Source organism: Bradyrhizobium sp. URHD0069, from assembly GCF_000701345.1.
Classification (GTDB): Bacteria; Pseudomonadota; Alphaproteobacteria; order Rhizobiales; family Xanthobacteraceae; genus Bradyrhizobium.
Genome location: NZ_KL370776.1, coordinates 66,730 through 92,421 on the forward strand (window position 1 = coordinate 66,730; position 25,692 = coordinate 92,421).

The 25,692-nt window shown below is 61.4% G+C and carries 14 protein-coding genes; 6 read left to right on the top strand and 8 right to left on the bottom strand.

Annotated features, from left to right (window positions below):
- Positions 1–32 precede the first annotated feature (32 nt).
- From N554_RS0132620 to N554_RS0132630, 3 genes are all read left to right on the top strand, one after another.
- Complete coding sequence (locus N554_RS0132620) at positions 33–1,742, top strand: NADH-ubiquinone oxidoreductase-F iron-sulfur binding region domain-containing protein (protein ID WP_029587272.1); 1,710 nt, start codon at positions 33–35, stop codon at positions 1,740–1,742.
- The gene (gene fdhF, locus N554_RS0132625) at positions 1,739–4,504 is read left to right on the top strand and encodes a formate dehydrogenase subunit alpha (protein ID WP_029587273.1); all 2,766 of its coding nucleotides are present in this window, start codon (positions 1,739–1,741) and stop codon (positions 4,502–4,504) included. Before N554_RS0132620 ends, fdhF begins: the two co-directional genes overlap by 4 nt.
- An 86-nt stretch (positions 4,505–4,590) precedes the next feature.
- Positions 4,591–4,827, top strand: coding sequence for a DUF6496 domain-containing protein (locus N554_RS0132630; RefSeq protein ID WP_029587274.1), 237 nt, complete (start codon positions 4,591–4,593; stop codon positions 4,825–4,827).
- A 59-nt stretch (positions 4,828–4,886) separates the two neighbouring features.
- On the opposite strand, the gene N554_RS0132635 is transcribed toward N554_RS0132630, so the two are convergent.
- On the bottom strand, positions 4,887–5,780 hold the full coding sequence (locus N554_RS0132635) for a non-homologous end joining protein Ku (protein WP_029587275.1): 894 nt from the start codon (positions 5,778–5,780) through the stop codon (positions 4,887–4,889).
- A gap of 127 nt (positions 5,781–5,907) precedes the next feature.
- Here N554_RS0132635 and ligD point away from each other — a divergent pair, with 127 nt between their 5' ends.
- Positions 5,908–8,565 (top strand): DNA ligase D, encoded by a 2,658-nt coding sequence (ligD, locus tag N554_RS0132640; protein ID WP_051677852.1) that lies wholly within the window; start codon positions 5,908–5,910, stop codon positions 8,563–8,565.
- A gap of 102 nt (positions 8,566–8,667) precedes the next feature.
- On the opposite strand, the gene N554_RS39305 is transcribed toward ligD, so the two are convergent.
- A complete protein-coding gene (locus tag N554_RS39305; protein ID WP_081851539.1) occupies positions 8,668–8,832 on the bottom strand; it encodes a DUF3309 family protein in 165 nt (54 codons plus the stop codon).
- A gap of 160 nt (positions 8,833–8,992) precedes the next feature.
- Here N554_RS39305 and N554_RS0132650 point away from each other — a divergent pair, with 160 nt between their 5' ends.
- Positions 8,993–9,301 (top strand): polyhydroxyalkanoic acid system family protein, encoded by a 309-nt coding sequence (locus N554_RS0132650; protein WP_029587277.1) that lies wholly within the window; start codon positions 8,993–8,995, stop codon positions 9,299–9,301.
- A 171-nt stretch (positions 9,302–9,472) separates the two neighbouring features.
- On the opposite strand, the gene treY is transcribed toward N554_RS0132650, so the two are convergent.
- The 6 genes from treY to N554_RS0132680 are packed head-to-tail and all read right to left on the bottom strand — an operon-like array spanning position 9,473 to position 23,549.
- On the bottom strand, positions 9,473–12,265 hold the full coding sequence (treY, locus tag N554_RS0132655; protein ID WP_029587278.1) for a malto-oligosyltrehalose synthase: 2,793 nt from the start codon (positions 12,263–12,265) through the stop codon (positions 9,473–9,475).
- On the bottom strand, positions 12,265–14,031 hold the full coding sequence (gene treZ / locus N554_RS0132660; RefSeq protein ID WP_029587279.1) for a malto-oligosyltrehalose trehalohydrolase: 1,767 nt from the start codon (positions 14,029–14,031) through the stop codon (positions 12,265–12,267). The genes treY and treZ overlap by 1 nt, the downstream gene beginning before the upstream one ends.
- A complete protein-coding gene (gene glgX, locus N554_RS0132665) occupies positions 14,028–16,103 on the bottom strand; it encodes a glycogen debranching protein GlgX (RefSeq protein ID WP_029587280.1) in 2,076 nt (691 codons plus the stop codon). The genes treZ and glgX overlap by 4 nt, the downstream gene beginning before the upstream one ends.
- 3 nt (positions 16,104–16,106) lie before the next feature.
- Positions 16,107–18,254 (bottom strand): 1,4-alpha-glucan branching protein GlgB, encoded by a 2,148-nt coding sequence (gene glgB / locus N554_RS0132670; protein WP_029587281.1) that lies wholly within the window; start codon positions 18,252–18,254, stop codon positions 16,107–16,109.
- Positions 18,251–21,553, bottom strand: a complete 3,303-nt coding sequence (treS, locus tag N554_RS0132675; RefSeq protein WP_029587282.1) for a maltose alpha-D-glucosyltransferase — start codon at positions 21,551–21,553, stop codon at positions 18,251–18,253. Before treS ends, glgB begins: the two co-directional genes overlap by 4 nt.
- A 7-nt stretch (positions 21,554–21,560) precedes the next feature.
- Complete coding sequence (locus tag N554_RS0132680) at positions 21,561–23,549, bottom strand: alpha-1,4-glucan--maltose-1-phosphate maltosyltransferase (RefSeq protein WP_081851540.1); 1,989 nt, start codon at positions 23,547–23,549, stop codon at positions 21,561–21,563.
- Positions 23,550–23,714: 165 nt separating this feature from the next.
- Here N554_RS0132680 and malQ point away from each other — a divergent pair, with 165 nt between their 5' ends.
- Positions 23,715–25,670 (top strand): 4-alpha-glucanotransferase, encoded by a 1,956-nt coding sequence (malQ, locus tag N554_RS0132685; protein WP_029587284.1) that lies wholly within the window; start codon positions 23,715–23,717, stop codon positions 25,668–25,670.
- Positions 25,671–25,692 lie beyond the last annotated feature (22 nt).

Consider the following 25,692-nt stretch of genomic DNA (forward strand, 5'->3'; position numbering starts at 1 on the left):
CGGCTGCTGGAAACTAGGATTGAGATGTTTCAATGAGCCATGACGTGCAACAAGTCCGCTCGTTTGAACATCCGGGCGCCGGACGAAAGCGGGCCAAGTCGACCCCGAAGGGCCGCCAGGTCGACCCTCAAGCCGCTGACGAGATTGCGGTTTTGCTCGGCAACCGGCCGCGGCGCCGCGACCTCCTGATCGAGCATCTGCATCTGATCCAGGACACCTACAAGCAGATTTCCGCAGCGCACCTCGCAGCCCTTGCCGACGAGATGAAGCTTTCCTTCGCGGAGGTGTTCGAGACCGCGACCTTCTATGCCCATTTCGACGTGGTGAAGGAGGGCGAGCCGAACGTGCCGCCGCTGACCATCCGCGTCTGCGATTCCCTGACCTGCGCGATGCTGGGCGCAGAAAACTTGCTGCATGAATTGCAGAACAGCGCTGGTCCCGGCATTCGTGTGGTGCGCGCGCCCTGCGTCGGCCGCTGCGACACCGCGCCCGCGGCCGAGGTCGGTCATCATTTTGTCGATCACGCCAGTGCCGCAAGCGTGCTTGCGGCGGCGAAGGGCGGCGACACCCACGCGCATCTGCCTGATTACATCGGCTACGACGCCTATGTTGCCGGCGGCGGATATGCGCTGCTGAAGCGCCTTCGCTCCGGCGAATTGGCGAAGGAAAATCTCTTGAAGGCGCTCGACGATGCGTCCTTGCGCGGTCTTGGCGGCGCAGGCTTTCCGACGGGACGAAAGTGGCGGGCGGTGCTCGGCGAGCCCGGGCCGCGGATGATGGCTGTTAACGGCGATGAGGGCGAGCCCGGAACCTTCAAGGATCGCTATTATCTCGAGACCGATCCGCACCGCTTTCTCGAGGGCATGCTGATCGGCGCCCATGTGGTGGATGCGCCCGAAATCTACATCTACATCCGCGACGAATATCCAGCCTCACGGGAAATCCTCGAGCGCGAGATTGCAAAATTGCCGCCGGGCGGTCCGGTGCTGCATATGCGGCGCGGCGCCGGCGCCTACATCTGCGGCGAGGAATCCTCGTTGCTCGAAAGCATTGAAGGCAAACGCGGCTTGCCACGGCACAAGCCGCCGTATCCGTTCCAGGTCGGGCTGTTCGGATTGCCGACCTTGATCAACAACATCGAGACGCTGTGGTGGGTGCGCGACATCGTCGAAAAAGGCGCGGACTGGTGGAAGAGCCATGGCCGCAATGACCGCCAGGGCCTGCGCAGCTATTCGGTGTCGGGGCGGGTGAAAAATCCCGGCATGAAGCTGGCGCCCGCCGGCCTGACGGTACGCGAGCTGATCGACGAGTACTGCGGCGGCATCGCCGATGGCCACAAATTCCACGCCTATTTGCCGGGCGGCGCGTCCGGGGGCATTCTGCCGGCCTCGATGGACAATATTCCGCTCGATTTCGGCACGCTGGAAAAATACGGCTGCTTCATCGGTTCGGCCGCGATCATCATCCTGTCCAAGCACGACAGCGTGAAGGGCGCGGCGCTGAATCTGATGCGCTTCTTCGAAGACGAAAGCTGCGGCCAGTGCACGCCCTGCCGCGTCGGCACCCAGAAGGCGGCTCTGCTGATGGAAAAGCCGGTCTGGAACCGCGAATTGCTCGACGAATTGAGCCAGGCGATGCGCGATGCATCGATCTGCGGCCTCGGCCAGGCGGCCTCGAATCCGCTGACCTCAGTGATTAAATATTTCCCGGAAGAATTCATGCCGAAAGAAGCTGCGGAATGAGCAAGATTCAGTTCGAACTCGACGGCAAGCAGGTCGAGGCCGTCAACGGCGAAACCATCTGGCAGGTGGCAAAACGCCAGGGCCGCGAGATCCCGCATCTCTGTTACTCGCCGGAGCCGGACTACCGGCCGGACGGCAATTGCCGCGCCTGCATGGTCGAGGTCGAGGGCGAGCGCGTGCTGGCGGCGTCCTGTAAACGCACGCCCAGCGTCGGCATGAAGGTGAAGACCGCGAGCGCGCGTGCGGTGGCGGCGCAGAAGATGGTGATGGAGCTTTTGGTCGCCGACCAGCCGGCGCGAGAAACGTCACATGATCCCGATTCGAAGTTCTGGCACTGGGCCGAGAAAGTCGAGGTGACCGAGAGCCGTTTCCCGGCGGCCGAGCGCTGGCAAGGTGACGCCAGCCATCCGGCGATGCGCGTCAATCTCGATGCCTGCATCCAGTGCGGATTGTGCGTGCGCGCCTGCCGCGAGGTCCAGGTCAATGATGTGATCGGCATGGCCTATCGCAATCATGGCTCCAAGGTCGTGTTCGACTTCGACGATCCGATGGGGGAGTCGACCTGTGTTGCCTGCGGCGAATGCGTGCAGGCCTGTCCGACCGGCGCGCTGATGCCCTCAGTGATGCTCGATGAGAACCAGACCCGCGTCACCTATCCGGATAAGAAGGTGGATTCGCTTTGCCCGTTCTGCGGCGTCGGCTGCCAGGTCACCTATCAGGTCAAGGACGACAAGGTGATCTACGCCGAGGGCCGCGACGGCCCGGCCAACCACAACCGGCTGTGCGTCAAGGGCCGCTTCGGCTTCGACTACATCCATCATCCGCATCGCCTGACCAAGCCGCTGGTGCGGCTACCGAATGCGAAGAAGGATGCCAACGACCAGGTCGATCCGGCGAATCCCTTTACGCATTTCCGCGAAACATCGTGGGAAGAGGCACTCGACATCGCCGCCAGGGGCCTCGTCACAATCCGCGATGAAAAGGGCGTGAAAGCGCTCGCCGGCTTCGGCTCGGCCAAGGGCTCGAACGAGGAGGCCTATCTGTTCCAGAAGCTGGTACGCACCGGCTTCGGCTCCAACAACGTCGATCACTGCACGCGGCTGTGCCACGCGTCGTCGGTTGCGGCCTTGATGGAAGGCCTAAATTCGGGTGCGGTGTCGGCGCCGTTCGCAGCCGCGATGGACGCCGAAGTCATTGTCGTGATCGGCGCCAATCCGACCGTCAATCATCCGGTGGCCGCAACCTTCATCAAGAACGCGGCGAAACGCGGCGCCAAGCTGATCGTGATGGACCCACGCGGGCAGTCGCTGTCGCGCTATGCCTACAAGCATCTGGCATTCAAGGCGGGCAGCGACGTCGCGATGTTGAACGCGATGATGAACACCATCATCACCGAGGGCCTCACCGACGAGCAATATATCGCCGGCTATACCGAAGGCTTTGATGAGTTGAAGGAGCGCATCAAGGATTTCACGCCGGAGAAAATGGAGCCGATCTGCGGCATCCCGGCGAAGACCTTGCGCGAAGTAGCGCGGATCTATGCCCGCTCGCGCGCCTCGATCATCTTCTGGGGCATGGGCATCAGCCAGCATGTGCACGGCACCGACAACGCGCGCTGCCTGATCGCGCTCGCCTTGATCACCGGCCAGGTCGGCCGGCCCGGCACCGGGCTGCATCCGCTGCGCGGGCAGAACAATGTGCAGGGCGCCTCCGACGCGGGACTGATCCCGATGTTCCTGCCGGACTATCAGCCGGTCGGGCGCACCGATTTGCGCGAGCCGTTCGAGCGTCTCTGGCACCAGGACCTCGATCCGGTTCGCGGCCTCACCGTGGTCGAGATCATGAACGCGATCCACGCCGGCGAGATCACCGGCATGTACATCGAGGGCGAGAATCCCGCGATGTCGGATCCCGACCTGCAGCATGCACGCGAGGCCCTGGCCAAGCTCGATCATCTGGTGGTGCAGGACCTGTTCGTCACCGAGACCGCATTTCATGCCGACGTGATCCTGCCCGCCTCGGCTTTTGCGGAGAAATCCGGTACCTTCACCAATACCGACCGCCGCGTGCAGTTGGCGCGCGAAGTGATCAAACCGCCCGGCGACGCGCGGCAGGATCTGTGGATCATCCAGGAAATCGCCAGGCGTATGGGACTGGATTGGCGCTACGAAGGTCCTGCGGACGTGTTCACCGAGATGACGCAGGTGATGCCTTCGCTGAAAAACATCACCTGGGAGCGGCTGGTGCGCGAGGGCGCGGTGACCTATCCGGTCGATGCCCCCGACAAGCCCGGCAACGAGATCATCTTCACGACCGGTTTTCCGACCGAGAGCGGCCGCGGCAAGATCGTGCCGGCGCGCGTCTCGCCGCCGGACGAATTGCCCGACAGCGAATATCCGATGGTGCTCTCCACCGGCCGCGTGCTCGAACATTGGCACACCGGCTCGATGACGCGGCGCTCCAGCGTGCTCGATCAGATCGAACCGGAGGCAATGGCGTTCATGTCGCCGAAGGACATGCGGCGCATGAAAGTCTGGCCGGGCGATTTGATCCGGCTGGAGACGCGGCGCGGCGCCGTCGAAGTGAAAGTGCGTTCCGATCGCGACGTTCCGGAGAACATGGTGTTCATGCCGTTCTGCTACGCCGAAGCCGCGGCGAACCTGTTGACCAATCCGGCGCTCGATCCGTTCGGAAAGATTCCCGAATTCAAGTTCTGCGCAGTGCGCGCCGCACCCGCCGAGACTCGCGCTGCGGCGGAGTAGGCTGCAGCTACGGACCGGGGCGCAGCGGCTGCAATGGAACTTTCGTGAGTCGTGAAGATTATTTTCTCGTAACTGGGAGAATAATCATGGCACGGAAGTATTCGAAAAAAGCCTCCGCCAAGGTTGGACGCGCAATGAAAAAGCGCAAGTCCGGCACCCTGAAGAGCGGCCGATCGGGCAAGAAGGTCAAGAGCCGCAAACAGGCGATCGCGATCGGTCTTTCCGAGGCGCGGCGTGAGGGGAAGAAGGTCCCGCCGCCGAAGAAGAGCGCGAACAAGAGGAAGACCGCTAAGAAGAAGTCCGGGCGCAAGTCGAAAAGATAGCCGCCGCCCAGTATTCCGTCATGGCCGGCTTGCCGACCGGTAGCGCCCTTGAGAGCGTCTCAGCTCGCCTTGCGATGTCGCGCCGGCGAGCGATGCGCTTTCTTTGCCGTGCGATGCGCCGATCGGCCTGCCGGGGAGTGAGTCCGGCGCTTTGCCGACGCCTTGTTTGCTGAACTCCTGCCTTTCAGGCTTTGCTGAAGCGCATCCATCAGGTTGATCACGTTGCTCGGCCGTTCCTCGGGCTCGACGATCTTCACCGGCTTGCCGGCGGCCTTGCGCCTGACCAGCGTCTTCAGCGCGTTCTCATATTCATCCTTGAATTTCGAGGGATCGAAATGTGCGGCCTTGGTGTCGAGGATATGGCCGGCGAGTTCGATCATGTCCTTTGATATCTTCGGATTCCTGATGTCGTCAAAATATTCGTGTTCGTCCCGCACCTCGTAAGGATATCGCAACGTGGTGCCGAGCAGGCCCTTGCCCAGCGGCTCGATTGCGATGATATGCTCGCGGTTGGTTAGAACGATGCGCGCCAGCGCGACGCGATCCTTGTCCTTCAGGGCGTCGCGGATCACAACGAAAGCGTCGACACCGGCCTTGCCGTCGGGCGCGATGTAATAGGGGCGATTCAGGTAGCGCTTGTCGATTTCGTCCTCCGGCACAAAGCTGTCGATGTCGATGGTATGGGTGCTTTCGATCTGGACGGCCTCCAGCTCTTCCTTTTCGACCTCGACGGCTTCGCCTTTCTTCAATTCATAGCCGCAGGCCTTCTGATCGCCCTCGACCACATCGCCGGTCTCAGAATCAACCATCTGCTGCTTCAGCCGGTTGCCGGTTTCCTTGTTGATCATGTGGAAGCGGGTCTTTTCGACGGATGTCGTGGCCGGATAAAGCAACACCGGGCAGGTGACGAGGGAAAGCTTCAGCGAGCCTTTCCAATAGGCGCGAGGGGCCATTACACTCTCCGGCTTGTTACGTGCTATACGGCAGGTGAATTCGGGAACTTCAACGACGGTTGAGGGTTTTGGTTCCGGGGTCGTTGCATGCGCGGCTCTCGGCCATTCGACTCGTGTGGGATCGATCGTGTCTCTGAGAAACCTCTCCACCTATCGAAAAAAGCGCGACTTCGAGAAAACCGCAGAGCCGAGCGGCGACACGCCGGTGACGCCATCGAAACAGCGGCGTTTTGTGATCCAGAAGCACGATGCGAGCCGGCTGCACTACGATCTGCGGCTCGAGTTCGACGGCGTTTTCAAATCCTGGGCGGTGACGAAGGGGCCCTCGCTCGATCCGCACGACAAGCGGCTGGCGGTGGAGGTGGAGGATCATCCGCTCGACTACGGCGATTTCGAAGGCACTATTCCGGAGGGGCAGTATGGCGGCGGCACCGTGCAGCTTTGGGACCGCGGCTACTGGGAATCCGACGATCCGGAGCGAGGCTTCAAAAAGGGCGATCTGAAATTCACCCTGCATGGCGACAAATTGCACGGCAGCTGGGTGCTGGTCCGCATGCGCAACGACCGCACCGGGGGAAAACGAACCAACTGGCTTCTGATCAAGCATCGCGATGAATTCGCCAAAGAGGGCAAGGCCAACAGCATCCTGGACGCCGATCAATCGGTCGCGTCGGGACGCACGATGCAGCAGATTGCCGAAGGCAAGGGAAGAGCGCCGAAACCTTTCATGACGGCGAAGTCGGGTCGCGGCAGGGCTGACGCGGTCTGGCATTCAAACCGCGGCGATGCCGCCGAAGCGCGCGCGGAACGCAACAAAGGCGCATCGCAGGCCGCACTGTCCAAGGGCAAGAAAGTCGGCGCGATGCCGGATTTCGTCGCGCCGCAGCTCTGCACCCCCGTCGATCGTCCGCCCGGCGGCGAGGGGTGGTGTCATGAGATCAAGTTCGACGGCTACCGGGTGCAATTGCGCGTCGAGGCCGGCGAGGCCGCGTTGAAAACCCGCAAAGGTCTCGACTGGACGGAAAAATTCGAAGCCATTGCGAAAGAGGGAAGTGCGCTCCCCGACGTGCTGATCGACGGCGAGATCGTCGCGCTCGACCACAACGGTGCGCCGGATTTTTCGACCCTGCAGGCCGCACTTTCCGACGGCAAGACTGACAACCTGATCTTCTTCGCGTTCGACTTGCTGTTCGCCGATGGAATGGATGTTCGGCGGGTGCCGCTTGGCGCGCGCAAGGCGCAATTGAAGGAATTGCTGGAGGGGCGGCCCAAGAGCAAAAGCAAATTGATCCGCTATGTCGAGCATTTCGAAAGTAGCGGCGACGCCGTTCTGCAGTCGGCATGCAAGCTGGCGCTGGAAGGGATCGTCTCGAAGAAGCTCAGCGCACCCTATCTTTCCGGTCGAACCGAAAGCTGGACCAAAGCCAAATGCCGCGTAGGACATGAGGTCGTGCTGGGAGGATGGAAAACCACCAGCGGCAAATTCCGCTCGCTGATGGCGGGCGTTTACCGCGGCGACCACCTGGCCTTTGTTGGCATGGTCGGCACCGGCTTCGGGCAAGATAAGGTCAAGCGCATCATGCCGGCGCTGAAAGCCGCGGCCTCGGACAAAAGCCCGTTCGGCGGCAAGAATGCGCCGCGCAAGACGCGAGACGTGCATTGGCTGAAGCCCGAGCTCGTGGCCGAGATCGAATTTGCCGGCTGGACCGAGGGCGGCAACATACGGCAGGCTGCATTCAAGGGGCTGCGCCAGGACAAGCCAGCCGCCGAGGTCGAAGCGGAAAACCCGGCCATGGCGAAAATTGCCAAACCTGTCGAGAAGACCGCGGCCAAATCCGGCAAGTCGGCCAAGGGGCGCGCCAAGCCGGCGGACAGCAAATCCGCCGAGGTCATGGGCGTGATCCTCTCCAAGCCCGACAAGGAGCTATGGCCGGATGCCGGCGATGGCGAAGGCGTCACCAAGCTCGATCTCGCCCGATACTTCGAAGCGGTGGGGGGCTGGATGATCGGCCATTTGAAGGGCCGGCCCTGCTCGATCGTCCGTGCGCCTGATGGCATCGGCGGCGAGAGATTCTTTCAGCGCCACGCCATGCCGGGTACCTCGAACCTTCTGGAACTGGTCAGGGTCTCCGGCGACCGCAAGCCTTATTTGCAGATCGACCGTGTCGAAGGTCTCGCAGCGGTGGCGCAGATCGGCGGCGTAGAACTGCATCCGTGGAATTGCGCGCCGTTTGCGCCGGATACGGCGGGGCGGCTGGTATTCGATCTCGATCCCGCGCCTAACGTCGAATTTGCCGATGTCATGGAAGCCGCCAAGGAAATGCGGCAGCGCCTGGCGGACGTTGGTCTGCAGAGTTTCTGCAAGACCACCGGCGGCAAAGGACTTCACGTGGTGACGCCGCTGGCGTACGGCGCAAAAGACAAGGTGACATGGCCGGAGGCAAAAGCTTTCGCGCGCGACATTTGCCAGTGGATGGCCAATGACGATCCTGAGCGCTATCTGCTCAACATGTCGAAGAAGCTGCGCAAGGGAAAGATCTTCCTCGACTATCTTCGCAACGACCGCATGTCGACGGCGGTTGCGGTGCTGTCGCCCCGGGCTCGAGAAGGTGCAACTGTCTCAATGCCGCTGACCTGGGCGCAGGTGCGAGGCGATCTCGACCCGAAGCGCTATACGATCCGCACCGTGCCGGGGCTGCTCGCCAGGACGAAGGCGTGGCAAGACTATGATGAGGCGGCATCATCGATAAAGCCCGCGATCAAGAAGTTGGCCGCGCGGCAATGATGATGAGATCGAAAGGGTGGGCCAAGCGAACCGAGCCCACCAATGTCCTGGTTTCTACAGGTCAAAGGTAGGCACGGCGTCTTTGTCCCAATCTATGAAAGCTCAAAGCCGCCCCATCAATAACAGGATCAGCAAGATGATGATCACCAAGCCGAGGCCACCGCCGCCATAATATCCGGTGCCGTAGAACGGGCCGCCTCCGACGCCGCTGAAGCCGCCGAGCAAAGCGATAATAAGAATGATCAGGATAATGGTTCCAATAGACATTTAGCATTTCCTCCAGCCCGGCAGTGGGCATCTCTGTTGCTCCTGCCACCGACTAAAAAACAAATGGGAACCTGCAAAGTTCCATTTTTTAGTCTGCTGTCCCCTTCATTTCGAACCACGTGGAATTACATACAGTCAAACAAGCCTTCGGAATCTGAGAATGTCCGCTCCTCTCGTCGTTTCGATTCCGCACGGCCTTGGCCGCGATGAGGCGATCCGCCGCCTCAAGACGGGATTGACGCGCGCCGTCTCGAGCGTGCCGGTTTTGAATGTCGATGAGGAGAGGTGGGAGGACAACCGCATGATCTTTCGCGTTCGCGCGATGGGGCAGGCGGCGTCAGGCCATCTCGATGTGGCGGACGATCATGTCCGGGTGGAAGTCACGCTGCCCTGGCTGTTGCAGCGGTTCGCTGAAGTGGCTCAGAGAGCGATCAAAAATCGCGGCAACCTGCTGCTTACCAAGCGCTGACTAGAGCCTTTCCGTTTCGATAGAATCGAAACGGGGCTCTAGATTCTTGATTTGACGTGTTTTCTTGATGCGAACCGCTTTCCACTTCGCTTGAAAACGCTCTAATAGTCGTCGATATTGCGCTGCGACCAAGCTGTTGATCCCGGGCGGCCTTTGCGTTCCAGGCGCCGGTCAGGTGCGCTTTCGCGCCGGCTTCAAGGCACCTTCATATCTGGCCTTCAACACCACCGCCGGCAGATGCTGGAAAAGAGCAGAAAGCGGCACTTCCGTTGTGCCGGCCTTGCCGCTGATGCCCTCCACCGAATAGCCGCTCAGATTCAGCGCGCCGTCAAAGAGCTCCGGGCGCGGCCATATCCGGCCACTTTCAGAAAACGCTGCGAATGATTTGGCAACGACAATGATCGCGGCCTCGCGGCCACGATGCCGCGCGAAAGCAATGACATGGTCGCGGTGCTGACCGCTTACCTCCAGCGGTTGATAATCGCCGTGCGCGAACACATCGGCGAGCTCAGTCCGAAATTTCAGGAGATGGTTGGTCCAGGCCAGCTTCAGATGACCATTGGACCAGTTTTGCGCGAGGTTTTCCCAATCGGGTGTTTCGATCGACGTCAGCACGGAAGCGCGTTCGGCAAAATCCACCGGTCGCCGGTTATCGGGATCGACCAGCGACAGGTCCCAGAACTCCGTGCCCTGATAGAAGTCAGGCACGCCGGGTATCGTGGCCTTTAATGTAATCTGGCTCAGTGAATTCAATGCGCCCAGCAACGAGGCACGTTTGGCCAAGGTTTCAAGCGAACTCAGAAAATCGGCCGACAGCGAGCGATCCAGAATCCGTGTCAGGAACGTTTGCAATCCCGCCTCGTAGGCCTGGTGTGGATTGAGCCAACTGGTCTCCTGCTTGCCCTCGCGCGCCGCTTTCAACGCATAGGCCTGCATCCGCTCACGAAAGGCGTCGCCGGGTTGACCTGATGGCCACGCGCCGAGCAGCGCCTGATACAGCATGTATTCGAACCTCGCGGAGGGCGCGCGCATTTCACCCTCAAGGACGAGATGGGGTGCGTTAAGGATTTTCCATCGGGCAACGGCGCTGGTCCATTCGCCGGGAAATTCAGTCAGCGCTATCAGCCGCGCGCGCGCATCCTCGCCGCGCTTGGTGTCGTGCGTCGCGGTCGCCGTCATGCCGTGCGGCCATTCTTCGGCGCGAATTGTCATCGCCCGGTGAAAGGCATCGGTGGAAAGTGCCTTGGCTGACGGATCGCCGCCGACTTCGTTGAAGGCGAGCAGGCGATGGTACCGGTAAAACGCGGTGTCCTCGAGCGACTTCGCCATCATCGGGCCGGTGAATTGCTGCACCTTCAACGCGAAACGGCGCGCGCGCGGCGCGCTGTGCGGAGGCCTGCCTGGCTTGGTCAGGTCCATCGTCAGGGCGTCGCGAAGAAAATCAAAAATACCTTCGTCGGCGGCGAACCACTCCGCTCGCGCCTTTTCGATCGTCTCTGAAATCAGCGCGCGGTCGTGCGCCGCTGGACCTGTCGAAGTCAGATAAGTGCGATAGACCGGAAAGTTCAAGACGTAGAGTTCGAGCGCCTGCCGCAGGCTGTCGGCGGAATAGTCGCGGGTGGAATAATGTCCGCCGGCGATACGCGCGAGCAGGCGCGTCAGCACCGTGAACTCGCTGGTCAGCAAGGTCTCGAGCACCCTGCGCTTGGCGTCCTTCAACACCGGCGCGAGCCTGGGCGGCATATTGCTGATCTGCCGCCAAACCTCATCGAGCGGATCGAGGCCGTTGCCGTCGACCAATACTTGAGTGATGGCATTCAGCCACTCATAGCCTGTCGTGCCATGGACGCCGGTGAAGGCGTGCAGCCTCTCTTGTTCGCCGAGGATTTTTTCGATCACCATGTAGAACGGTCTGGCGTCTTTTCCCTGGGCGTCCCGGATCAGGCGGCGCAGGCGCTGAAAGTATTGCGTGGGATCGCGCAAACCATCGATGTGATCAAGCCGCAGCCCCTGCAGTCTGTCTTCCGCGATCAGCCTTTTGACCAGGCGATGGACAGCATCGAAGGTGCCGGCGTCCTCGACACGCAATCCGGCGAGCGTATTGATGTCGAAAAAGCGTCGATAGTTGATATCGCTGGAGGCAAGCCGCCAATGGCCGAGCTTGTAGTGCTGACGTTCGAGCAGATGATGCAGCGTGAGGGTCTGGGCAGGCCGATCCTGCCCCGCCCGGTAGGCCTCTAACCCGCGCGCAATAATGTCGGCGCTCCCGGCGATGCCGGTTAGCTCTGCCTTGAACGCAGGTGCTTCGCCGCGATTGGGATGACGCAGTCCCCGATAACGCGAGGCGAGCTCGAGAATGCGTTGTCCCGCCGTGCTATCTTCAGCACCGGCTTCCTTGACGAGGTTGCGCAAAATCTCGCGGTAACGCTCAGGCGCGATCGGCAGCCGGTGCTCGAAGTACCAGGCCGAGAAGCTGCCTTCGTCGCCATCGTAACGAAGTTCGATCTCGCCCTTTTCCAGCGCCTCGCCGTAGGAGGAGCCGATGATCGGCAGCAGCACGCCGCCGCGGGCACGATAGGGCAGTTGATCCCAGTCGATATCGAACGATATCGCGTGCGGCGACGCCGGACCCCATTCCAGCACGTCGAGCCACCATGGATTGTCGGCGAAATGCACGCCGACGTGATTGGGAACGAAATCGAGAATCAAACCGAGGTCGTGCTGTCTAAGCGCCTGGCTTAATCGATCGAAACCGGCATCGCCGCCGAGCTCCGGATTGATCTTGGTATGATCGACGACGTCATAGCCATGGGTGCTGCCCTTGCGCGCCTTCATGAACGGCGATGCATAGAGATGCGTGATGCCGAGCGCTTTCAGATAGGGAACGATCGCCGCAGCCGAGTCAAAATCGAAGTTCGCCGTCAGTTGCACCCGATAGGTTGCGATCGGAACGGCCGGCGGCATCAGCGCGCTTCCAGGCGCCAGAACACCGACCAGGGCGGGATCACGCCATTCGTCTCGCCGCCCCAGATTGGCGTGCCGGTCGCTTCACCTAATTTGTGGGCCATTTCGCTACTGGACAGGTTGGCCGCTAGCTGCAGCGTCGCGCCGTCGCCCATGCGCCAGGTCGCCGTCAGAAAACCGGTGTCCGCGACGTCCGCATTGCCGAAGGCAGCGCCTGCGAGCCGGGGAATGATCTCGCGCTGGCGTGTCGCGAGCAGTTCTTGCACCAGCGCCAGCCTCTGCTGTCCCGCCTGCCCGTTGCAAGATTCCCAATCCAGTACCGCGGATTGAAAGGTCGACTTGGCAAGCGGATCGGGCACGTCATTGCCGTATTTCGCATAGGCCCAGGCATATTCCTGGTGCCGGCCTTTGCGCACGGCCTCGGCGAGATCGCCCTTGAAATCGCAAAAGAACGGAAACGGCGCTTTCGAACCCCACTCTTCACCCATGAACAGCATCGGGATCATGGGCGCCAGCAAGGTAACCGCCAGAGCGGCCTCGACAGCTTTCGGGTCGGCTATGCTTTCGAGCCGGTCGCCGAGCGGGCGGTTGCCGATCTGATCGTGGTTTTGCAGAAAGCTCACGAAGGCGGTGGGCGCGAGATTGCCGCTCGGCTCGCCGCGCAATTGCCCACCACGATGCGCGGAGGCCTCGCCCTGATAGACAAAGCCCGACCCCAGTGCGCACGCGATGTCGTGAAGCGGTGAACGCTGATAGTCGCTGTAATAGCCCTGCGATTCTTTGGTCAACAGCACATGCCAGGCATGATGATAGTCGTCGTTCCACTGCGCGCGGTATTTGCCGCGCGGCGGGCCTTCTTCGGCATCGAGCGCGCTTGCGCGGTTGTCGTCATTTTCAAGCACGAGATGGATGTGACGGCCGCTTTCTGCGGCGAGATTACCTGCCGCGACGCTGAGATCGCGCAGCATCGCGATCTCGCCGGGCTCGGCGATGGCGTGCACGGCGTCCAGACGCAGCCCGTCGAAACGATATTCGCGCAGCCAATACAGCGCATTCTCGATGGCGAAGGCGCGCACCTCAGGCACCCGATAGTCAATCGCGCTGCCCCAGGGCGTCTGCGCCTCCGTAAAGAATGCGGGCGCATAGCGGCCGAGATAATTTCCTTCGGGACCGAAGTGGTTGTAGACCACGTCGAGAAAAACCATCAGCCCGCGCAGATGCGCCTCGTCGATCAGGGTTTTGAGATCGTCGGGGCGCCCATAGGCGCTGTCGGACGCGTACCACAACACGCCGTCATAGCCCCAGTTGCGCTGGCCCGCGAAATCCGCAAGCGGCATCAATTCAACGGCGGTGATTCCCATCGCCACCAGATGATCGAGCTTGTCGATCATGGCGAGGTAGGTGCCTTCTCGCGTGAAGGTGCCGACGTGGGTTTCGATCAGGACGGTGTCCTGCCACGGGCGTCCACGCCAGTTCGAAGCGCGCCATGGATAACTGGCGTGATCGATGACTTCGCTGGGACCGGAAATGTCATCGGGCTGAAACGCCGAGGCTGGATCGGGTACATCGACCTCATCGTCGATCCGGAATTTGTAACGCACGCCGGCCCTTGCGCCCGACACGTCGGCGGCAAACCAGCCGCCTTCGCTGCGCCGCATGGGCTGAGCTCTTTCCAGCAGCAGATCGACGCGTTTTGCCGCCGGCGCCCAAAGCCGAAATGACGCCCCGTCCGCTGTCAGTCTTGCGCCGAATTGCCGATCATTCATACCGAACCCGCAAAGGCGAGGACCGAGCGGGGAGGTGCCTTAGTCTCGCTTCCCGACGCCAAGTCCGCGACCGTTTGTTTAACGTCGGCGGTGTTCAATAGTTGCTGCCAGTTCTTGTATTCCGGCATCTTTGGCAGTTTGAACGCGATCGCTTCAGGGGCGGCGTTCAGCACGATGAAGATCGGCGGCTGTCCGGGATCGATCGGTCCCAGAACATAAGCAAGAAACCGGCCTTCCGGAAAATTCCAGTCTTGCTCCTTCATCTCTTCGGCTGCCGGCGTCAGCCACAATACGCCGTAAGATCCATCGGTACGCCGTCCATCGAGCCAGTTACGCGCGCGGATTTGTGGAAAGCGCCTGCGCAGCGTGGTCATGTGGCTAATGAAATCGATCAGGTCCTCGCCTTCGCGGCCGAGGCCGTCCCAATTGGTCCAGCCTATTTCATTGTCCTGGCAATAGGCGTTGTTGTTGCCGTTCTGGCTGTTGCCGACCTCGTCGCCAGCTAGAATCAGCGGTACGCCCCGCGCCAGCAGCAGACATGCGAGCTGGTTTTTGCGGAGCCGACGACGAAGTGCGACAATCTCGGGATCGTCGGTCGGGCCTTCATGGCCGCAATTGGTGCTGTGGTTCTCGCTGGAACCGTCGCGATTGTCTTCGCCATTGGCCTCGTTGTGCTTTTCGTTGTAGCTAAACAAATCCTGCAGCGTGAAGCCGTCATGCACGGTGATGTGATTGATGCTGGCGCGCGGTGCTCGGCCGTCATGGTTGAACAGGTCGGATGAGCCGGTCATGCGGCTGGATACTTCGCCGATCAGGCTGCCTTCGCCGCTCCAGTAGCGCCGCATCGCGCTGCGATAGCGGTCATTCCACTCCGACCATTGCGAAGGATATGCGCCGACCTGATAGCCGCCCATGCCGAGATCCCACGGCTCGGCGACCAGCTTTACCGAGGCGAGCACCGGATCTTGCCGGATAGCCATGAAGAACGAGCTATTGCGCTCGAAGCCGTTCGGCCCGCGCGCCAGCGTGGTGGCGAGGTCGAACCGGAAGCCATCGACATGGCAGACCTCGACCCAGTAGCGCAGCGAGTCCATCACCATCTGCAGAACGCGCGGATGCTTGAGATTGACCGAGCTGCCGCACCCGGTGAAGTCATCGTAGAACCGCGGATTGTCCGGCTTCAGCCAATAGTAGGAGGCGTTGTCGATACCGCGGAACGAAAGCGTCGGGCCCATATGGTTGCCCTCGGCGGTGTGATTGTAGACGACGTCGAGCATCACCTCGATGCCGGCGTCGTGCAGCCGCGCTACCGTGGTGCGGAAGCCGTCGAGCGGGTTGTCCTGCGCGTAGCGCGGCTCCGGCGCGAAAAAAGCCAGCGTGTTGTAACCCCAGTAGTTCGACAGCTTCTTTTCGACCAATATCCGGTCGTCGACGAAGCCGTGGATCGGCAACAGTTCGATGGTGGTGACGCCAAGGCGCTTGAGATGCTCGATTGTCGCCGGCGAGGACAGGCCGCCATAGGTGCCGCGCAGGTTTGGCGGCACATCGCCGCGTTTCTGCGTCAAGCCCTTGACGTGCGCTTCATAGATGATGGTGTCTTCCCAGGGGACGTTCGGGCTGGTTTCGCGGCGTCCCCAATTGAAGCTTTCGTCGACGACCACGGCTTTGGGCATGCCGCGCGCATTGTCGCGCCGATCGTATGAGAGATCTTCGCGCGCACTCCCGGTGCGGTAGGCGAAATGTGCGTCGCTCCACACCAGCCGTCCTGCGAGGCGCCTGGCGTAAGGGTCGAGCAGCAGCTTGTTGGGGTTGAAGCGGTGGCCGTGCCAGGGCTCATAGGGTCCGTGAACGCGATAGCCATAGAGCTGCCCGGGCGAAACGTCGTTCAGATAGCCATGCCAGACCTCTTCGGTACGCTCCGGCAATTCGATGCGTTCGAGCTCGCGGCGGCCCTGAGGGTCGAACAGGCAAAGCTCGACTTTTTGCGCGTTGGCGGAGAACAACGCAAAGTTGGTGCCCCGGCCGTCCCAGCTTGCACCGAGACGTGAGGACGTTCCAGCGGATAGTCGCATGCGTTAGCTTTCCGGTACGAGAAATATGGCAGCCAAAGGCGGAATGGTGAGACTGAGCTCGGGCACCAGGCCGTCAAGCGCCTGGACCTCGCCGACATTCCCGACATTGCTGCCGCCATAATGCGCGGAGTCCGAATTGAGAACTTCGTGCCACTTGCCGGTGAACGGCACCCGCACACGGTAGTTGTAATATACATTCGGCGAAAAATTGATAATGACAAGACAGCGCGCGCGGGCATCGTTGCCTTTGCGAATCCAGGCGAACACGTTGCGATTGGCATCGTCGGTGACGATCCATTCAAAGCCGGCTTGATCGCAATCCAACTCATGCAGCGCCGGGAGCGCCCGATACAGCCGGTTGAGATCGCGGATCAGCGACTGGATGCCGGCATGCTGCTTTTTCTCGAGCAGATACCAGTCGAGTGAGCGATCATGGCTCCACTCGCGCTCTTGGCCGAATTCGCAGCCCATGAACATCAGCTTCTTGCCGGGATGTCCGAACATGAAGCTATAATAGGTGCGCAAGTTCGCAAAGCGTTGCCAGTCGTCGCCGGGCATCCGCCCCAGGATCGAGCGCTTGCCGTGGACGACTTCATCATGCGACAGCGGCAGGATGAAATTTTCCGAAAACGCGTAGTGCAGGCCGAACAGGATGTCGCCGTGATGATGCTTGCGGTGGATCGGATCCTTGCTGACGTAGTTCAGCGTGTCGTGCATCCAGCCCATATTCCATTTGTAGCCGAAGCCCAACCCGCCATATTCGACCGGCCGTGACACCTGCGGCCATGCAGTCGATTCTTCCGCGGCCGTGGTGGCTTGCGGAAAACGGGCGAACACTTCGGTGTTGAAGCGGCGCAGGAAATCGATCGCCTCGAGATTTTCCCGGCCGCCATATTTGTTCGGGATCCAGCCCCCGGGGGGCCGGCTATAGTCGAGATAGAGCATCGAAGCGACCGCATCGACGCGCAGGCCGTCGATGGCATAACGTTCCAGCCAGAACAGTGCGTTCGACACTAGGAAATTGACCACTTCCGTGCGGCCATAGTTGTAGATCAGCGTGCCCCAATCGAGGTGGCGGCCCTGCAGCGGATTGGCATGCTCGTAAAGCGCGGTGCCGTCGAAATTGGCGAGACCATGCGGATCGTCAGGAAAATGCCCGGGTACCCAGTCCAGCAACACACCGAGACCTTCGCGGTGGCAGGCGTCGACCAACGCGGCAAAATCCGCAGGCGTGCCGAAGCGGCTGGTCGGCGCGTACAAGCCGGTCGGCTGATAGCCCCATGAGCCGTCGAACGGATGTTCGTTGACGGGAAGAAATTCAACATGGGTAAAGCCGAGATCGCGGGCATAGGACGGCAGCTGCTCCGCCAGCTCGCGATAGGTCAGCCATTCGTTGTTGGCCTTGCGTCGCCACGAGCCGAGATGAACCTCGTAGATCGACATCGGCGCGCTGAGCGCATTGACGCCCGCGGGTGCGGGGCGCGGGTGCGGCAGCTTTGTTTCGTCGAAAACGATGGATGCGGTGTTCGGGCGCATTTCCGTGGAGAACGCCAGCGGATCGGCTTTCAGCGGCAGGTGCTGGCCCTGCGGACCGATAATATCGAATTTATAGTGGTCGCCGGGTGTGGCATGGGGCACGAACAGCTCCCAATAGCCGACGCCGCGCACCCGCATCGGGTGCCGCCGCGCATCCCAGAAATTGAAGTCGCCGACGACGCTGACCCGCCGCGCGTTAGGCGCGAGCACCACGAATGCAACGCCCTCGACGCCATCCAGCGTCATCGGATGCGCGCCGAGCTTGTCGTAGATCCGCTGATGGGTGCCTTCGCCGAGGAGGTACAGATCGAAGTCGCTCAAGACAGGCGGAAAGCGGTAGGGATCGTCGAGATCGACCACGGTGTCGCCGAAGCGGGCGCGCAGCTGGTAGCGCCTGGAACCGTTCGGCAACGCGCCGGCAAACAAGCCGGCGTCATGGATCCGCGCCAGCGCCGCCGCTTCGCCATGCTCGCCGATCGCCTCGACGTTCGACGCCTCCGGCAGGAACGCGCGCACTACGGTCTTGCCGCCCTCGGTATGAAGGCCAAGATAATGAAATGGGTCGGAGTGGCGGCCCTCGACAATCGCATAGGCCTCCGCGGACAATTTGGTCATGAGGTCTCGTTCGGTTGCTGAGATAGAATTCGAAGCACCCCGGTCAGCGGCACGCGCAACCATTCAGGCCGGTAGGCAAGCTCGTATTCGATCTCGTAGAAGGCCTTTTCAAGCAGGAAGAAGTTCAGCACCTGTTGGGCGACCTGCGGATCGGCCGGCCACAGGGGTTGATTTGCCATCATCTCGCGATAGGCGCCGAGAAATGCGGCCGCCGAGCGTTCGCGCCAGTCCGCGAGCGCGGCGCCAAGTTTTCCTTGTTCGTCGGGCGCCACCTTCTGCGCCCGCTCCAGGGCCGCCGTCGCCGAGTAGTCGATCGAACGGATCAGGCCTGCGACATCGCGCGCCGCGGGTGCCTTGCGCCGGCGCGCTTCCAGCGGTCGGCGGGGCTCGCCCTCGAAATCGATGATGAAGATATCGTCTTTGACGATCAGCATCTGCCCGAGATGGAAGTCGCCATGGTGGCGGATCTTCAGGAGGTCGATGTCTGCCGGCAGCAGCGCGCTCAGGCGCTCACGCAATGTCGCGCGGTGTGCAAGCAATTGGTCGGCAAGCGAACGATCGGCTTCCTTGATCGTGTCGCGCCGTTGCTTCAATGCCTCGAACACGCGTTCGGCGCGGACGATCACATCACCGATCCATTGCTCCACGTCATTGGGTTGCGTCGGTTCCGGCACAAAATCGGCAAATTCATCGCTGCCGGCGAGCGCGAGGTGCATCTCGGCGACGCGCCTTCCGGTCTGCGCCATGTAGCGTAGATAGGGGACCTGCTCCTCGCTCCCGCTGGGATGATCGTTCGTCACCAGCAGGCGCTGCTCATCAACAAAGCGATCGAGATAGGCCGAGGTCACGATCCAGCCGTCGCCCTGATTGGCGACGAAGGCATGGACGACCGCTATTGCACTGCTCTTGTCGCCTTCGATCAGCTCGACGCTGCCGAGCAGCGCGGGCGTATTGGCAAAGCCCGCTACCTCGGTGAGGAACCGGCCGACCTCGATTTCGGGGTTGATGCCGGATTCGAGCTTGCGGTAGACCTTGACTACATAGTCGCTATCGACCAGCGCCGTGCTGTTGGATTGTTCGGTCTCGACGGCGCGGATATGCTCGGGCTGTTTGATCGGCTTATCCGAAAGCCTGCTGGTCGGCCTGAATTCAAGCCGCAAGCCGTTGTCTTCAACGGTCAAGCTGTTGCGGAGATTGTGCAGCAGGAGTGCGATGAAGATCTCGTCCGACGCAACGTCCAGCAACGTGCCTTCCCGCGCGCCCTGACGTACCGCCGCAAACGCGCGGGGGTTATAGCGCTCGCGGTCGAATCGCACCCACTCGATACGCATCGGCAACACGTAACGCCCCCTCTCGCCGCGCTGGGTCGCTTCAAAAAACGCAAGCCAGGGGCGGTTATCGCCGATATCGCAGAAGGGGATCGCCGAGGTCAGCGTGGGATGAATAGCCTTGGGCGAACGCTCAGGATACCAGCGGCTTCGCGCCAGGTATCCCGGCAATACATCGCGTTCGAATACGCTGCGGGTGCGAGCCAGTGATACCCATGTCGCGCCGAGCGGCACCACGAGGGTCTCGAATTCGGGAACCACCGACGGCGCGGCGTGCTCCGATTTGTCGCGCTCCTTGAGCTGGAACCAGTAGAAGCCGTACGGCGCCAGTGTGATCATGTAAGGCAGTTCGCCGACCGCCGGAAAGAGGGTGCGGCCGAGCATTTCCAGTGGAATTCGGTCCTTCCAGGCCGAAAGGTCGAGTTCGGTGGCCTGCGCGGAGCGCGACAGGTTGGCGACGCAGAGGATGACCTCATCCTGATATTGGCGGACATAGGCGAGCACCGAACGATTGACGGGACGAATGAACGTCATGGTGCCGCGGCCGAACGCCAGCGTCGACTTCCGCACCGAGATCAGCCGCTTGGTCCAGCTCAGCAGCGAAGACAGGCTGCGCGACTGCGCCTCGACGTTGAGTGCTTCATAGCCATAGACCGGGTCCATGATCGGCGGCGCGTAAAGCCGTGCCGGATCGGCGCGGGAGAACCCGCCATTGCGGTCCGGCGTCCATTGCATCGGCGTGCGAACGCCGTTGCGGTCGCCGAGATAGATATTGTCGCCCATGCCGATCTCGTCGCCATAATAGATGATCGGTGTGCCGGGAAACGACAGCAACAGCGAGTTCATCAATTCGATCTTGCGCCGGTCGTTGTCCATCAGCGGCGCCAGCCGGCGGCGGATGCCGAGATTGATGCGCGCGCGCGGATCGTTGGCGTAGGTCGACCACAGGTAGTCGCGCTCGACGTCGGTGACCATTTCAAGCGTCAGTTCGTCGTGGTTGCGTAGAAACAGCGCCCACTGGCAATTGCTCGGGATATCCGGTGTCTGGCGCAGGATGTCGGTGATCGGAAAGCGATCCTCCTGGGCGATCGCCATGTAGATTCGCGGCATCAGCGGGAAATGATAGGCCATGTGGCATTCGTCGCCCTGGCCGAAATATTCCTGCACGTCCTCCGGCCATTGATTGGCTTCCGCCAGCAGCAATTTGCCCTTGGCATAAGTGTCGAGTTCGGCGCGCAATGACTTGATGATGGCGTGGGTCTCCGGCAGGTTCTCGTTGCTGGTGCCCTCGCGCTCGCAGAGATAGGGAATGGCGTCGAGCCGGAATCCATCGACGCCGGCGTCGAGCCAGCGCTTCATGACTTGCACGATCGCGCTGACCACGCGCGGATTGTCGAAATTGAGATCCGGCTGGTGCGAGAAGAAGCGGTGCCAATAGAACTGCCCGGCCTCCGGGTCCCAGGTCCAGTTCGACTTCTCGGTATCGGTGAAGATGATCCGCGTTCCCGCATATTTCTGGTCGGTGTCGCTCCACACATACCAGTTGCGCGCGCTTGATTTCGGATCGCTGCGGCGGGCGCGCTTGAACCATTGATGCTGATCGGAGGTGTGATTGACGACCAGTTCGGTGATCACCCGCAAACCGCGTCGCTTGGCTTCGACGATGAAGCGGCGGAATTCCTTCATGGTCCCGAAATCAGGATTGATCGCGCCGTAGTCGGCGATGTCATACCCGTCGTCCCGGCCGGGCGAGGGATAGAACGGCAACAGCCACAGCGTGGTGACGCCGAGCTCCTGCAGGTAGCCAAGCTTTTCCGTCAGTCCCACGAAATCGCCGATGCCATCATTGTTGCTGTCGGCAAAGGCTTTGACGTGCAGCTGATAGACGATGGCATCCTTGTACCAAAGCCCGTCGCCGTCCAGCGTGGTGGTCGGCAGCTCGGTTGCGTCGATGGATGACAGTAAATTCATGGCGCCCTCACGCCAAACAGCGAAACAGCAGGGCGGGATCGCGCACCGGATCGATGCGCAGGCGAATGCCGCCCCACTCGACGGCAGAGCGCTCGCCCGTGATCAGGTTCTCAACCGCGGCAACGTGACGGCGCTCGTCCCCGCGGCCGACCAGGACATCGCCAAGCGGAAGCCAGAATTCATGCACCTCGCGCGAGATCGCGATGGCCGCGATGACGGTGTTGGTTTGATCGACCGATTCCTTGACGAAGCCAGTGACATTGCCGTCGTCGATCGGAATGAAACGCAGATTGCTGGTCTGCTGCAGCGCTGCGTTGGCGCGGCGGGCGCGGTTGAGATCGCGGATGTAGGGCTTGATGTTGCCCGGCTTGTCCCAGTCCCGCACCTTGATCTCGTATTTTTCGGAATCGAGATATTCTTCCCGGCCCGGAATCGGATCGTGTTCCAGAAGCTCCAACCCGTTATAGATGCCGTAGGTGCTCGACAGCGTGGCGGCAAGCGCGACGCGGGATTTGAACATCCAGGGCTCGCCGCTTTGCAAATGATAGGGCAGGATGTCCGGCGTATTGACGAAGAAATTCGGACGATAGAAGTCGCGCTCCGGATAGGCGGTCAGCTCGTTCAGATACTGCTCCAGCTCCCACTTCTGCGTTCGCCACGTGAAATAAGTGTAAGACTGCGTGAAGCCGAGCTTGGCGAGGCCCTTCATCAGTTTCGGCCGGGTAAAGGCTTCGGCGAGGAAGATGACGTCGGGATCGCGGAGCTGAATGTCGCGGATCAGCCATTCCCAGAACCTAAAGGGTTTTGTGTGGGGGTTGTCGACCCGGAAGATTTTGACCCCCTGTTCGATCCAGAACAGCACCACATCGCGCAAGGCGTTCCACAGCGCGCCGGCGTCCTCGGATGAAAAGTCAGGGTTGACGATGTCCTCATATTTCTTCGGCGGGTTTTCCGCGTAGCGCATCGAGCCGTCCGGCCGGCGCCTGAACCATTGCGGATGCTCTTTAAGCCAGGGGTGGTCCGGCGAACACTGCACCGCGAAGTCGAGCGCGACTTCCATCTCGAGCCGCTTGCAGGCCGCAACAAAGCTGCGGAAATCCTCCAGCGTGCCCAATTCCGGATGCACCGCGTCGTGACCGCCCTCGGCGGCGCCGATGGCGTAGGGACTTCCGGGATCGCCTTCCGCGGCGGTCACCGCGTTGTTGCGGCCCTTACGATTGGTCCGGCCGATGGGATGAATGGGCGTGAGGTAGACCACGTCGAAGCCCATCGCCGCGATATCCGGCAGGCGCGCGATAGAGTCCTTGAACGTGCCGTGCTGGCCGGGGATCTGGCCCTGACTCCGCGGCACCATCTCGTACCACGCGCCGGTTCGTGCCCGTGGACGGTCCGCAACAAACGGAAACAACTGCGATCGCGTCAGGTCGGGCCGCAACTGGCTCTCCGCCATGGCGTCCCTCAATTCGGCAGTCAGGAGCGGCGCGGCGTCGCCGGTCTGGAGATAGTCCTCGCATTGCTTCACGATCACGGCCGTCGCGGCCTGTCCGCCCGCCTGCGCCTTGGTCAGCATGCCGGCGCCCTCAATGGCGTCGAGGCTGACATCGGCGCCAGCCTTCTGCTTCAACTCGAATCCGTGACGCCAGGTGGCGAATTCGTCGGTCCAGGCCTCGATCGCGTAGACGTAACGCCCGGGTCGCTCGGGGACGAACGAGCCGCGCCAGCGGTCGTTGCTGTGATGGGTCATCGGCTCGCGGTGCCATTCCCGGTCCCGCTCGCGACGCCAGACCAGCGCGGCGCTCATGACATCATGCCCGTCGCGATAGATATCTGCCCAGACCTCGACGCGCTCTCCGACGATCCGCTTCACAGGGAAGCGGCCACCGTCGATCAGCGGATAAACGTCTTCAATATGGAAAGCGCCGCCGGCCGCGGCGCTCTCGATAGTTTGAGTTGTTTTGTTCACGGTGATGCCATTGACATGGAAATGACGTTCCATTTCGATTTTGGCGGAAAAGGAGACGCCCCGGACATATAGAAAAGCCGTTCGCCGGGCTTTGGTTCCCGGGGAACGCCGCGGACACGAGAGAGTTAGACACGGGCTATCCTCTTCCTGCATCAAGACAATTTCGCGACGCCCCCGGGCCTGCAAACAGCGTGCCGAATGGACCTTTTCACCAAAGCCAAAAACCTGGGGCTCCAGACCGAATTTGTCGACGGTCAGGGCCGCCGGCATGTGACGGATGCAGCTGCGCTGAAAATCATCCTCGACGCGCTGCCGATGCGCGCGCCGTATCGCTTTCTCGAGCAGGCGGTGGTGGTCCGGTCAGGACGGCCCTCGCGCACCGAACTCAAGCACGCCGCCACGTTTCCGCTGCGCTGGAAAATCGTTGCGGGGCTTAAGGTTATCGCGCAAGGCGAGACCCATGATCGCGTCATCGTCTGGCCGATGGATTTGCCTGAGGGTTCGTACCGGCTGCATCTGACCGACGCCTCCGCATTCAGCGAAGAAGCGCCGTTGATCGTCGCGCCGCCAAGGGCGTTCGGCGGCGATTTCGACCGGTGCTGGCTTTTGGCGGTCCAGCTCTATGGCATCCGGTCGTCGCGCAACTGGGGTATCGGGGACTTCACCGATCTCGAAGGCTTGATCCGGCTCGCGGGCCATTTGGGAGCTGATGGTGTCGGCCTCAATCCGCTGCATGCGCTCTTCGATGACCGACCCGGCGATCGCAGTCCCTACTCGCCGAACAGCCGGTTGTTTTTGAATCCGCTGTATGTTGACGTCGATTCAGTTCCGGAATTTCAACCGAGCGCCTGCGGGCGTAGCGATGCAATTGCCCGCCTCAGAGCAAGCGATATCGTCGACTATGCTGCCGTCGCTGAACTGAAATGGCGCGCGCTACGATCGGCATTCGATGCATTCAAGGCCAATTCAAGAAACAAACGTCACGAGGAATTCGCGCAATTTCGCGCCGAGCGCGGGTCGCTGCTGTCGCGCTTCGCCTGCTTCGAAATGCTGCGGCACAAGTTCAAAAAGCCGTGGTGGGAATGGCCTGAGGAATGGCGGCAGCCCGATGAGGCCAGATGCGCCAACCTTCGGCAAGGGCCTGATAAGCCGGAAATCGAATTTGTCGAATTCGTGCAATGGGCCGCCGACCGACAGTTGCGGTCTTGCCGAAATTTAGCGAGCAGCCTCGGCATGAAGGTCGGCCTCTACCTTGATGTGGCCGTCGGCGTGCAATCCGACGGGTTCGATGCCTGGAACGAGCAGGTCGCGATTTCCCGCCATCTTGCCGTCGGCGCGCCTCCGGACTCGCTGAATACCGCAGGGCAGGATTGGGGCCTTGCAGGATTCAACGCCGCCGGTCTCGAGATCAAGTCGTTCGAGCCGTATCGCGAGATGCTTCGGGCGTCGATGCGCTACGCCGGCGCGATCAGGCTTGATCATGTGCTTGGGCTGAAGCGGCTGTATCTCGTGCCGCACGGCTTTGGCCCCGACAACGGGGTTTATGTTCAGATGCCGTTCGAGGCGCTGCTGGCGGCAACCGCGTTGGAAAGCGTGGCGCATGGTTGCGTGGTGATCGGCGAGGATCTCGGCACCGTGCCGGAGGGCTTTCGCGAGCAAATGGCCGATTGGGGCATCTGGTCGTATCAGGTGATGATGTTCGAGCGCGACGATCAAGGCAGGTTTCGCGACATCGACCATTACGCGCCGAATGCCCTGGTCACCTTCAATACCCACGATCTCTCGACCTATGCGGGTTGGCGCTCGTTCAGCGATCTAAAGCTGAAGCGGTCGCTTGGGATCGATCCCGGCGAAAGCGACGATGCGCGATGGCATGCCCTGACGATGCTGAGCGACATCTTGCGTCGCCATGGCATCGAACGTCATGATCTTACTGCGGTTATAGGCTTTCTGGCGCGGACCAGATCGCGCCTGCTTGCGGTCTCGCTCGAGGATTTATTGGGCGTCGTCGATCAGCCCAATATTCCCGGCACCGTGAACGAACATCCGAACTGGCGGCAGCGGCTGCCGCTTGCGATCGATAAGATTGCCGCGGCGATCGACGTTGCCGAACTCAGAAGCGCGACCGGAGAGCGGACGCGCGCGGCGATCTGACGCGCAGGTATCTTCAGCGGGG